Raw genomic sequence first — 12,026 nt, 5'->3', positions numbered from 1 at the left:
CCTTGGCGGCATCATCCAGGCGCCGCACCTTGAGAATGGCCGCAAGCTGGGGCAGCTGGGCAAAGGCCGCGGCCTCGTGCGGCTCCATCGCCCCGCCCTGCAGGGCCAGGCTATCCAGCGAGGCCTGTGACAGACAGGCGCGATAGCTCGGCTCCACCGCGACCAGATAACGCTTGGCCGCCACGTGCTGGCGTACCGGCTCGACGATCTCGGCCGGGAAGAAGCGCGCCAGCCAGTCGGCACCGCTGACCTGATGACGATTGTCCTGGCCGTTCATCAAGACCTCCGGCGGCAGCCCATTGGCGTAATGCCCCACGTCATGCAGCAAGGCGGCCAGAATCACCGACTCGGATTCCCCCTGCTGCTCGGCCAGATGCGCCGCCTGCAGCATGTGCTCGGCCATGGTCACCTCCTCGCCCAGATAGGAGTCCGCACCGTGCAGGGCGAAGATGTCCTCGATCAAGCCGACGATGCCCTCGGCGTTGGCAGGCTGCGTGATCATCGGGCGTTCTCCAGCAGATTGAGGGTGGAATACAGGCTGTCGAGATCGGCGTAGGCGCCCTGCAGATGACGATTGCCACCGGCCACGAAGGCGGTACGGGCATGCATCACGCGACTGTTGTCGAACAGCAGGCAGTCCCCCGGGGCAAGGCGCAGGCGCGTGGCCTGCTCCGGCTGACCGATCACGCGCGCCCAGTCGTGATAGGCACGATAGAAGGCGCGTTGCGCCTCAAGCGGCAGCGGCAGCGAGGCGATGGAGCGGTTGTTGTAACGCACCTGGCGGATGTTGCCCTTGTGGTCGGTCTCGATGAACGGCACCCAGCTTCTGAGATCGGCATGGTCCGCGTCATGAAAGCGGAACGGCACCCGCGTGCGCGTCAGCAGCGCGAAACTCTCGGGCGCCAGTTCGCGCAGGCGCTCGGCGGCGGCGAAGCCATCCACCAGCAGGGTCTGGCCGCCTTCCACCTCGTTGCTCAGGCAATGCAGCAGCTGGATGCTTGGCGCCGGGTCACGATAGGGGTTGTCGGTATGCGCCCCGAGTCCGAGATTGCTGAAGGCGAGATTGCTCGGCGAAACCTCGGTGCGGACATCGAACAGCTTGCCGTAATTGGTTTCGCGCACATACCCGAACTGCGCGATCACCTCGAGCACCTTGCCCGGCTCGACAGGCACGCCACGCAGGCACACCACCCCGGTGTCACGGACCCAGGCCAGTGCCTCGCGCCGCGCCTCTCCCCCGGCGATGACATCGGCCCACTCGACCCGGGCGACCGAGAACTCGCTGCCCTGCCACAGCGTCTTGTGCGCACTGCTGCGCTCATCGGGAAAGCCGGTACTCAAGGCGGCCAGCTCATCGACGCCGTAGCGAATCTCGCGTGCATTGCTCAGTGTCACTCGCAGGACGTCGCCCTCCTCAAGCGCCGCCTCGCTGATGGCGGCGTCCCAGTCGAGGTCGAGCACACTGTCCAGACGCTGGCCATTGGCATGGCGACGGGCGGGGTCATGGTCTTGCAGCCACAGCACATGCTGGGCAAGGGTCTGGCCATCATCCAGAGTCAGGTGAAGCTGTTCGGCGTCAAACGCGAGGCGAGGCATGCAGAGTCTTCCTGTCTGTCGAGTGCGATCACAAGCCGCAAGGCACGGCATGACGAACGGGTGTGGCTGGCGCTCATGTCAAACGAGCGATCCGCCAGTGAATGCCCGCCATGCTAGTGAACGCAGACCCGTGACCATAGCGAGACTTTCTGGCGGCGAGCCTTAGTTTTTATATGCGCACACTGTCACGTCATCGTCATGCACGGCTGCAAGAATGAGCGCCCGGCCGCGTGCCGCGGCAGGATCTGCAGTCATGGCTTCAGCACCAGCCGCCGATGCGGCGACTGGCTCAGTCAAGCTGGAGTTCTGCATGTCGCGTCCTGCCTATCACCCTTCCCAGCGCCTCGCTCAGCGCCTGCCCCCATTCAATGCCCTGACCGCCTTCGAGGCCACCGCACGCCTCGGCAGCCTGACCCGCGCCGCCGCCGAACTGTGCATTACCCAGGGCGCCGTCAGTCAGCGCGTCAAGCAGCTGGAAGACTTCCTCGCGGTCAGCCTGTTCGTGCGCCGCGGCAATCGCATCGAGCTGACCGACGAGGCGCATGCCTATCTGCCGCTGGTCAGTGGCGTGTTCGAGACCCTCAAGCGCGGCACCGCCACCCTCTTCCAGCACGATGAGCAACAGAGCCTGACGCTGCGCTCCAATCACAGCTTCGTCGAATACTGGCTGATCCCCAGGCTCAAGGACTTCCAGCGCCTGCATCCGAACATCCAGGTCACGGTGCTGCCGCACAACCAGGTACTCCCGGACGAGCAGCCCGATGTCGATATCGAGATCATCAATGGCTACGGCGGCTGGTGCGGGCGCGAGTACGAGAAACTGGCCGATGAGCAGTGGGTCGTCGTGGCCAGCCCCACCTTCCTGCATCACTCCCTCGCCCCCAATGCCTCACCCGCGAGTCCACTCGACGAGCTGGCCCGCGCGCCACGAATCGAGTGCATCGGCTACCGCGAAAGCTGGCTGGACTGGTTCCGACTGCAGAAGTTTCGCGGCCACATCCCGCCGGCCGGCCTCAAGTTCGGCAATGCCAGTCTGGCGATTGCCGCGGCACTCGAGGGACATGGCTTCCTGCTCGTCCGCCAGTCCTTCGTGATGGACCTGATCAAGAACGGACGCCTGCAACTGGCGCACGCCTTGCGCATGCCCAGCACCAGCAGCCAGTACCTGCTGGTGTCTCCGGAGCGCCGCCATGCCCCGGCGGTCAACGATTTCTGTGCCTGGTTGCGCAGCACCATGCACACCTCTCAGGCCAATCCTGTCACCAGCGAGATGCCCTCCCAGCCCCGCTAGCACGGGCAGGAAGACGCGAGCCTCAGAATTTCTAAGGCACAGTCGCAGTTTTTGTTACGGCCAACGGCCGGCATCTGTCACGGAAACGTCATCATCTGCGCCAAAGATGACGCCTCAAGACGACAGCGTTGACGCAGTTCGACCGTCCCGGCGGGCTGCGCCACGAGCCATCCAACGGCCTGCCTGTCGGCCTGACCCGGTTTTGCGGAACCTGCTTGCTGTCACTGATGACCGTACCTGACGACCGCCCCTGACCACTGTCCCTGACCACTGTCCCTGACGACCGTCCCTGACTATCGTCCCTGACCGTTGCCCTTGCCTGGAGCCTGACATGAAGAAGCCCTTGATCGCCGCCATCGGCCTTGCCGCCTTCGCCCAACTGGCCGTCCCCCAGCTGGCCCATGCCGAGACACTGCGCACCCCGCATTGGGTCGAGTTCAGTGGCAAGGAGTCGCTGGACCCCATCTCCCCGACGCGCTTCTACTCGGCCAACCAGCTGATCTACAGCCGCCTGGTCCGTCAGGGCAGCAAGGGCGAGCCGGTGTCGGACCTGGCCTCCGAGTGGCAGGCCAATCCCGCTGCCGATGAGTGGACCTTCACGCTGCGTGACGGAGTCAGCTTCCACAACGGCAAGGCGCTGAGCGCAAATGACGTCATCTACAGCTTCACGCGTCTGCTCGACCCCGAGCGCGATGCCCCGGCACGTGCCGCGCTGTCAGTCATCGAGGACGTCAGCGTCAATGAGGCCGGCCAGATCGTGTTCCGTCTCAGCCAGTCCCATGCTGACCTGCCGATTCTGCTGATGGATTACCGCGCCAAGATCGTGCCGGTCGGCTTTGATGACGACACCTCACTGCAGGGCATCGGCACCGGCCCCTTCAAGCTGGTCGAATTCGATCCGCAGGGCACCACCACCTTCGAGGCCTTTGCTGACTACTGGGAAGGCGCACCGAAGCTGGATGGCATGGACCTGATCGGCATTCCCGATGACAACGCCCGCACCCAGGCATTGCTGGCCGGCCAGATTGACTGGTCGGGCTGGAATGGCGTCAACGCCCAGCAGCTGCGCCTGTTCTCCAGCAACCCGGCCTACCACTACGACTCCATCGCCACCGGCGACTGGCGTGGCATGGTGTTCCGCGCCGACGACGAGGTCTTCCAGGATGTGCGCGTGCGCCGTGCGCTGCGTCTGGTGGCTGACCGTGAAGAGATGGTCAACCTGCTGTTCGGCAAGGGCGGCGCCACCATTACCTGTGACAATCCGGTCTGGAATGGCGATCAGTACAAGCTGGCGCAGCAATGCCCGCAGGACCTCGACACCGCTCGCAGCCTGTTGAGCGACGCGGGGTATGCCGATGGGCTGGAGATCGACGTTTACACCAGCGGCGTCGACAACTACTTCCGCCCGATGACGGAGCTCTACCAGCGTCAGGCAGCCGAGGCCGGCATCACCGTCAACGTGCACAACGTGCCCGCGGCGGATTACTGGAACACCGCCTGGATGAAGAAGCCGGCCTTCACCACGGCCTGGGGCCAGCGCCCGACAGATCAGGTGCTCAACGAGATCTTCCAGAGCGAGGCCAACTGGAACGAGTCGGCCTACAAGAATCCCGAATTCGATGCCCTGCTCGCCAAGGCGCGCGCCACTCTGGATGACGAAGCACGCACCGAGCTCTATCACCAGGCCCAGGCGCTGCTGACCGAGACCGGCGCGACGCTGATCCCCTTCCACCTCAACAACAACCGCGTCATGAAGCGTGAGGTGCATATCCCGGCAGTCGAACACTTCGCGATTCGCTGGCACCAGGTCGACAAGCAGGGAGAGAGCTGATGTCCCGCCCTGGCCTGATCCTGATTCTGATGGACGGCATCAGCAGTCAGCGCTTCGCCGAGACGCGGGCGCGCCTGCCGCATCTCGATGCCCTTGCCAGAGACGGCCTGCTGATCGAGCGCCTGGGTGCCGACACCAATGCCAATTCGATGCCCGCGCGAGCGGGCATCCTGACCGGGCAACCGGCTCAGGTGCACGGCATCTACTCAAACGGTATCTATTCCAACGGCATCCATTGCCCCGGTGCTGAGACGGAGACGGAGTTTGCGTCTGCTACAGGGACTGAGACGGATCGCGACAGTCACGCCTCAGACGCCAGCGCCACTGCAGGGCATTTTCGTCCAGCAGCGGTCGAGGACCTGCGTGGCGAGACACTGCTCGAGGCCGCGCGCGCGGCAGGACTGCGGGTGGCCAGCCTCGGCTTCGGGCTGGCCCGCCCCGAGAGCTGTGACTGGTATCTGTCGCCCTGGTGGGAGGACGGCGACCTGCGCGCCAAGGGCATGACCGCACCGCGTCTGAATCACTGGGATGCCCGCAATGACGCCCTGATGCGCGCGATGAGCAATGACCAGCAACTGCTCAACGAGGCACTGTCGCTGATCGAGCGCGAAACGCCAGAGCTGGTGTTGCTCGAACTCAACACCCCCGATTACTGCCTGCATGTGCATGGCAATGATGACGCCCTGGTCGATGGTGCCCTGATGATGGTCGATGCCCAGCTCGGCAGCCTGCTGGCCGGCCTTGAAGCCATCAACAAGCGCGAGGCCTATCACCTGTGTGTCTTCAGTGATCATGGTCATGCCCCGGTCCAGCGGGCGCTGGTGGCAGACCGCCTTCTACCGGATGTCGCGCTGCAATGTGATGGTGGCCTGTTGCTGGTGGCCTGTGATGATGACGAACGCCAACGCGAGCAGGCCGCACGCCTGGCCGAATTCGGCGTCACGCCGCTCGCGGCATCCGACTTCCTGCCCCCGGACGTGAAGCATATCCAGCTCTATCAGGCGCCGCCGGGCATGAGCTTCGAACCCGCCTGCAAGCATGCCCATCACGCAGAGCTGGTGGCAGCCCCCAGCTATGTCTCCACGCACGGTTTCGGCCCCGGTGCCACGTCGGACCAGCGCTTCGCCATTCTGCACGGCCCGTCAATCACTGCGGGCGAGCGCCTTGAGCTCGAGTCACTGGCCCTCCACCCGCGCCTGCGTCAGGTGCTGGGCCTGCCGCCCCTCGGTGAGGCTTCGACGCCACAGCGGGCACCTGATCTTCAAGAGGTGAACTGAGATGTGGGCAATGCTGTTGCAGCGCTGCCTGTACGGCGGCTTCACGCTGGTCTTCGTGGCCTGCGTGGTGTTCTGGGTGATCGAGATGCTGCCCGGCGACTTCTGCGTCAACTATCTGGGACGCAGCATGACACCGATCAATCTCGCCCAGTGTCGCGCCGAGCTTGGCCTGGACACGCCGGTGACGACACGCTTCGTCAGCTGGTGGGGGCAGTTGCTGAGTGGTGATTTCGGCACCTCGCTGACCAGTCGCGCACCGGTCAGCGATACCTTGATGCCGCGTCTGGCCAATACCTTGCTGCTGGGCGGCATCGCGACCGTGATGGCCATTCCGCTGGCCATCCTGCTGGGACTGATCGCGGCGCTCAAGCGCGACAGCTGGATCGACTCCAGCCTCTCCAGCCTGGTGCTGATCGCCATGACGGTGCCGGAATTCATCAGCGCCACCCTGCTGACCCTGGCCTTCGCCATCTGGCTGCCGTGGTTCCCTGCCATCACCGTGGCCGGCGCCAATGAGAGCCTGTGGAACCTGCTGCCCGGTGTCTGGCTGCCCGCCATCACGCTGGCGCTGGTGGCCATGGCACACATGATGCGCATGACCCGCTCCAACACCATCAGCGTGATGAACAGTGACTTCATGAACATGGCGCGTATCCGCCAGCTGCCGCGCTGGCGACTGGTGATCCGTCATCTGGCACCGGCCGCCCTGCTGCCGACCATCAGTCTGGCCGCCATGACCATCGCCTGGCTGCTGGGCGGCGTGGTGATCGTCGAACAGGTCTTCAACTATCCGGGGCTGGGGCGCCTGATGATCTCGGCCATCAATGACCGCGACATGCCGGTGGTGCAGGCCTGCGCACTGGTGCTCTCCGTCACCTATGTGCTGTGCAATCTGGTCGCCGACATGCTGGTCATCGTGCTCAATCCCAAACTCAAGACAGCCTGAGTCACTCATGAACGCTTCTTCCTCGACGACCGCACGCGGCCCGCGACTGGCCCTGGCCAGCCTGCCGGGTCAACACACCCTGGCGCTGCTGTGGGCCAATCGCCAGGGCCGCCTGGGCCTGGTGCTGATCGGCCTGCATCTTCTGCTGGCCGTCGCTGGCCGCTGGCTGGCGCCCCATGACATCTCTGCGGGTGACAGTCTCGCTTCACTGCTGCCCCCCAGTGCCGAACATTGGCTGGGCACCGACCAGCTCGGCCGCGATGTCCTCAGCCGCACCCTGGCCGGGGGCCGCGAGGCCATCTATACCTCGCTGCCGGCCGCCGTGCTGGCCGTGGTATGGGGCAGCGCCTGCGGCATGCTGTTGGCCATCATCGGTGGGCGGGTCGAGAACATCGCCATGCGTCTGGTGGACGCCCTGCTGTCGATTCCCTGGCTACTGTTCCTGCTGCTGGTCATCGGCGTGATGGGCCCCGGCCCGCTGGTCTTCATCCTGACTCTGGGCATCTTCTATGGCGTGGCGGTGGTGCGCGTGATGGTCACGGCGTGCCGCGAAGTGCTGTGCCTTGACTATATACAGGCCGCACGACTGCGCGGCGACAGCCTGATGCGCCTGCTGTGGCGCGAGATCAAACCCAATGTGCTCGACACCATCCTCGTCGAGTTGGCGATGCGCTGGTCCTGGGCATTGCTGGCCTTCAGCTCGCTGTCGTTTCTCGGCTTCGGCGTCTCCCCGCCGACCCCGGACTGGGGGCTGATGGTCGCCGATGGCCGCGGCTTCATGTCGTTTGCGCCCTGGGCCGTGCTGCCGCCCATCGTGGCGCTGTCCAGCCTGATCATCGCCATCAATCTGGTCGCCGACACCCTGGCCAAGACACTGGGCATCGACCGTGCGGGGCGCCCCGAATGATTCCGAACTCCAAAGGTGACGCCATGACGGACAACGCCGTGATCCGCGTTCGCGATCTCAACATCGGCTTTCATGATCGCCAGCAGACCTGGCGACCCGTGCTGCGCGGTATCGACCTGAGCCTGGGCCAGGGCGAGATTCTGGGTCTGGTGGGCGAGTCCGGCAGCGGCAAGAGCACCTTGGCCACGGCCATGCTGGGCCTGTTGCGTCGGGGCAGCCTGGTGCGCACCGGCGAGGTGAGTGTCGCCACACCTGCGCCCGCCTCTGGCTCCACTTCTGCCACTGCCTCCACTTCTGCCACTGCCTCCACCTCTGCCATCGCCTCTACCTCTACCAGTCATGACCCTCTTCACGACGAGCACCGCCAGCTGAGTTTTCATCATCAACCGGGGCGCTGGCTGGGCGAACTCAGGCTCGGGCTGGTGTCTCAGCATGCCGAAAAGGCCATGACGCCCCATCTCACGCTCGGCAGCCTGCTGTGCGAGACGCTGCTGTCACAGGGCGTGAAAGGCAAGGCGGAACGCGAACAGCAGGCCGTGGCATGGCTGCGACGCGTCCACCTCCCTCACCCCGAAGTGCTGATGCAGCGCTATCCGCACCAGCTTTCCGGCGGACAGCAGCAACGCGCCAGTCTGGCGCTGGCCCTGGCGCAACGCCCACGAGTGCTGGTGATGGATGAGCCGACCACCGGCCTAGATGCCAGCACCCAGAATGAGATTCTGGCGCTGTTGGCCTCGCTGCGCGCTGAGCTGGGCATGAGCATCGTCTTCGTCAGTCATGATCTGGGCGCGGTATCTCACCTGTGTGACCGCGTCGCGGTGATGTACGCCGGTCAGCTGGTGGAGGTCGCCGCGACTCGCGACTTCCTGAACGGCCCGCGCCATCCCTATGGTCACGCGCTGCTGGCCGCGACGCCGGGCAGTCAGTGCTATCGACCTGACGCTGCGCTGGAAGGCACGCCGCCCCTGGTGGGAAGCGCCATCAATGGGTGTGCCTTCGCACCGCGCTGTCCGCGCGCCAGTGAGACGTGCCGTGACAGCGTGCCGAGCTGGCAAGGTCGCTACGCCTGTCATCATGCGCTGGAAGGTCATGAATCAGTGGGCAGAGCGCATGCGGAGAGCGGAGAAAGTGCGAAAAGTGACGCAACGACCGATGAGCGGGCGGATAGCGTCAAGAACGACTCGCAGTCAGCCACGTCGCTGGACATCGCGCCGCTGCTGGCCGTGGAGTCGCTGAACCTGTGCTATCGCATGCCCGGCTGGCTGGCGCGCCTGCGCGGTGAAACGCCGGCACTCACCGTCAGCGATGTGGCATTCTCTCTCCAGCAAGGCGAGACGCTGGCCTTGATCGGCGAATCCGGCAGCGGCAAGACCTCTATCCTCAAGGCGCTGGCCGGCCTGCTCTCCCCCGTCTCCGGACAGCTCAGTCTGCGTCAGGAGTCCTTGGCGGGATTGGTCGCCGAGCGGCGTCCGGTGCAGCGTCAGAAGATCCAGTACATCTTCCAGCATGCCAGCACGGCACTGAATCCTCGTCTGACCGTGTTCGAATCCCTCGCGCCGGTGCTGTCTCGCTGGTTCGATCTCAAGGGCGATGGCGCCCGCCAGCGTGCCCAGTCGCTGTTGGAAGAGGTGCGCCTGCCCGCGCTCTATCTCGACCGTCTGCCCAGCCAGCTGTCGGGGGGCGAGCAGCAGCGCGTCGCCATTGCCCGCGCGCTGGCCGCCGAGCCCGACATCCTGCTGTGTGACGAGATCACCTCGGCGCTGGATGTCTCGGTTCAGGCCGCCATCATCCGCCTGCTGCAACGCCTCAAGCGTGAGCGCGGCCTGAGCCTGGTCTTCGTCACCCATGACCTGGGGCTGGTCAGTCATTTCGCGGACCGCGTACTGGTGCTGCGCAATGGCCGCACCGAGCACCTGGGAGATGTCGCAAGCCTCGCCACAGGGGACCTGCCGCCCTATGTGCAAACCCTGATGGAGGCCAAGCTGGTCGCGGCATGACCCGGCTTTCTGTCCCACCATTCTGTCCCGCCCGCCTGTCCCGCCTGTCCCGGCTGCCTCTCCCAGCTGCGGATCATCGCTGCTGATTACCTTCATGCAACGAAAAAAGCCCACCAATGGCGGGCAGGGAATGTCGGGACAGGACATTCAGGACAGGAAAGCGTTTGAGCAAGGGCTCTGCAGTTGACGACGAGTGCGCATTTCCACACTGGCTTCCACTCAGCCAAAACACTTGCTCAAGCGTTCTTCTCTCTCACGTATTCTTCTCTGGGACACTGACCATCATGACGCGACACGATGGTCAGTGGGTCCATTCAGCAACTGACAGGGGCAAGTCGATGGCATATCGGCATCCTTGGCTGTCTTGCAGAGTCGGAGGATGTTCATCCGCCGACGAGAGATCATGCGCTTTCGTTCAAGGCATGCTCGACGCGTGTAGCAGAGACACTCTTGCCGGCATCGTTGACGTAATCAGCCGAATCGCTCGCCAGTGCACGGGTGGTGCCCTGGATGCCGGCGTTGCTGATGGACTTCTGGACGCGGCTGGCAGCGACACTCATGCCGGTTTCCACGGCGTCATCGTGATGCAGTGCGGCTTGCTGAGTCACCGGCTGTGCCTGGCCCATGATCACGCGATCACTGAGGGTGGCACGGACGCGGGCATCGGCTTCGCTGTCATTGGCAGAAGCCACGCCAGTGGCGGCAACGGACAGTGCGGCAATGGCAAATAGAGACTTGAGGGATTGCATGGGGGTTCTCCTGTCGAAAAAGGTCATGTCAGTGCAGACACCTGGCCTGCAAGCGCCTGACGCAGACGTCGGGCGTCTCAGACGTTGACGTCGCTCACGGCGTGACGAACACGGGTGCCGGCAACGCTATCGCCGGAATCATTGGCGACATCGAATTCCTGCAGATGGATGGAGCGATCATGGCCACGGATCTCGTCATCACCGGATGCCACCTGGAAACGGCCAGCAGCGGTGCTCATGCCGGTTTCCGCGAAGGTCGCCTGGGCGGTCGGAGCTTGCTGGGCAGAGCCATGGATGACGCTGTCACTGACGTTGTGCTGGACGCGCTTGGCAGCCGGGCTATCGTCGGCGGCGAAGGACGCAGTGCTGACGGTGGCGAGTGCGGCAGCGGCGATCAGAGTCTTGAGAGTGTTCATGGTGTATCTCCTCGATAAAAAGCAAAGCGATGATCAGACCCGGCAACCCAGGTCAGGCTTGACGATGGTTCAGACGTTGCTGTCGTTCAGGGCATGCTGGACGCGAGTCGCTGCGACACTCTTGCCGGCATCGTTATCGAATGCCTGGCTGGCAGTGGCCACGGTGTGCGACTGACCATGGATGCGATCGGCACTGATGGACTGCTGAATGCGACCTGCCGCGACGCTCATGCCGGTTTCCGCGAAGCTGGCTTGCTGGGTAGCGGCTGACTGAGCGGTGCCGACGACGACATCCTGGCTGATGGACTGCTGGACACGCTGGGCGGCCGGGCTGTCATCCGCGGCGAAGGTGGCGGTGCTGACGGTAGCGAGAGCGGCGGCGGCGATCAGAGTCTTGATGGTTTTCATGATGATTCTCCTCGATGAACAAAGTGGTCAGTGGGCGTGAGTGCCCGGGCAAGACGACTGAATGGCTCAGACGTTGCTGTCGCTCAGAGCGTGCTGAACGCGGGTAGCAGCGACACTCTTGCCGGCGTCATTGTCGAAGGCCTGCTCGCGGCTGACGGTGGCAACACCCTTGCCTTCGATGGCGGACTGATTGAGGGCAGTCTCGACACGACCTGCGGCAACGCTCATGCCGGTATCGGCGAAGGTGGCCTGGGCAGTCGGTGCCTGCTGGGCAGTGCCGACGACGACGTCCTGGCTGACGGACTGCTGAACACGCTGTGCGGCCGGGCTGTCATCCGCTGCGAAGGAGGCAGTGCTCACGGTAGCGAGAGCGGCGGCGGCGATCAGAGTCTTGAGGTTCAGAGTTTTCATGATGATTTTCCTTTGCTTGTCCTGGGCGATGTTGCCCTTGTGATGTCGTGTGCAGTCTCGGCTGCACCCGCCTAACTTGTTAACAGACTAATTATTATTGCGCTATCACACTAGCCATGTCGCTGGCAGCTCACTGTTTCCATCAAAGAACCAGATTGCGATGCCTTGTCATTGCCTCGGTACCCGTAAGTGGTTAA

11 protein-coding genes and 1 pseudogene are annotated in these 12,026 nt (G+C 64.1%); 6 read left to right on the top strand and 6 right to left on the bottom strand.

Going from position 1 to position 12,026, the window contains the following annotated elements; translation table 11 throughout:
* Window positions 1-196 precede the first annotated feature (196 nt).
* Window positions 197-391, bottom strand: a pseudogene (locus H2O77_RS17875) (HD domain-containing protein); the annotation flags it as partial.
* A gap of 107 nt (window positions 392-498) precedes the next feature.
* Window positions 499-1,596 (bottom strand): TauD/TfdA family dioxygenase, encoded by a 1,098-nt coding sequence (locus tag H2O77_RS07235; RefSeq protein WP_175090541.1) that lies wholly within the window; start codon window positions 1,594-1,596, stop codon window positions 499-501.
* 253 nt (window positions 1,597-1,849) lie between these two features.
* Between H2O77_RS07235 and H2O77_RS07230 the strand changes: the two genes are divergently transcribed.
* The 6 genes from H2O77_RS07230 to H2O77_RS18045 all read left to right on the top strand — a co-directional run bounded on the left by H2O77_RS07230 (window position 1,850) and on the right by H2O77_RS18045 (window position 9,845).
* Window positions 1,850-2,887: a LysR substrate-binding domain-containing protein gene (locus H2O77_RS07230; protein ID WP_052384372.1), complete on the top strand. Its 1,038-nt coding sequence runs from the start codon at window positions 1,850-1,852 to the stop codon at window positions 2,885-2,887.
* Window positions 2,888-3,218: 331 nt separating this feature from the next.
* A complete protein-coding gene (locus H2O77_RS07225) occupies window positions 3,219-4,718 on the top strand; it encodes an ABC transporter substrate-binding protein (RefSeq protein WP_153635521.1) in 1,500 nt (499 codons plus the stop codon).
* On the top strand, window positions 4,718-5,995 hold the full coding sequence (locus H2O77_RS07220) for an alkaline phosphatase family protein (protein WP_215824272.1): 1,278 nt from the start codon (window positions 4,718-4,720) through the stop codon (window positions 5,993-5,995). The genes H2O77_RS07225 and H2O77_RS07220 overlap by 1 nt, the downstream gene beginning before the upstream one ends.
* A gap of 1 nt (window position 5,996) precedes the next feature.
* Window positions 5,997-6,941: an ABC transporter permease gene (locus tag H2O77_RS07215; protein ID WP_043332301.1), complete on the top strand. Its 945-nt coding sequence runs from the start codon at window positions 5,997-5,999 to the stop codon at window positions 6,939-6,941.
* A 7-nt stretch (window positions 6,942-6,948) separates the two neighbouring features.
* Window positions 6,949-7,848, top strand: a complete 900-nt coding sequence (locus H2O77_RS07210) for an ABC transporter permease (RefSeq protein ID WP_043332303.1) — start codon at window positions 6,949-6,951, stop codon at window positions 7,846-7,848.
* A gap of 23 nt (window positions 7,849-7,871) precedes the next feature.
* Window positions 7,872-9,845: an ABC transporter ATP-binding protein gene (locus H2O77_RS18045; protein ID WP_215824271.1), complete on the top strand. Its 1,974-nt coding sequence runs from the start codon at window positions 7,872-7,874 to the stop codon at window positions 9,843-9,845.
* A gap of 401 nt (window positions 9,846-10,246) precedes the next feature.
* Here the strand turns inward: H2O77_RS18045 and H2O77_RS07200 are convergent, their stop codons facing one another.
* From H2O77_RS07200 to H2O77_RS07185, 4 genes are all read right to left on the bottom strand, one after another.
* The gene (locus H2O77_RS07200; RefSeq protein ID WP_043332305.1) at window positions 10,247-10,594 is read right to left on the bottom strand and encodes a hypothetical protein; all 348 of its coding nucleotides are present in this window, start codon (window positions 10,592-10,594) and stop codon (window positions 10,247-10,249) included.
* A gap of 77 nt (window positions 10,595-10,671) precedes the next feature.
* Entirely contained in the window at window positions 10,672-11,010 is a 339-nt protein-coding gene (locus H2O77_RS07195; protein WP_043332307.1) for a hypothetical protein, read from the bottom strand.
* A 69-nt stretch (window positions 11,011-11,079) separates the two neighbouring features.
* A complete protein-coding gene (locus tag H2O77_RS07190; protein WP_054555881.1) occupies window positions 11,080-11,418 on the bottom strand; it encodes a hypothetical protein in 339 nt (112 codons plus the stop codon).
* 66 nt (window positions 11,419-11,484) lie between these two features.
* Window positions 11,485-11,829 carry a hypothetical protein gene (locus tag H2O77_RS07185; protein ID WP_043334022.1) on the bottom strand — a complete coding sequence of 115 codons (345 nt, stop codon included), beginning with the start codon at window positions 11,827-11,829 and terminating at the stop codon, window positions 11,485-11,487.
* Window positions 11,830-12,026: the final 197 nt, after the last annotated feature.

It is taken from the genome of Cobetia sp. 4B (assembly GCF_018831605.1).
GTDB lineage: Bacteria > Pseudomonadota > Gammaproteobacteria > Pseudomonadales > Halomonadaceae > Cobetia > Cobetia amphilecti.
Note: the sequence above shows the minus strand (reverse complement) of the source record. Positions and strands in the feature narration are given on the sequence as shown.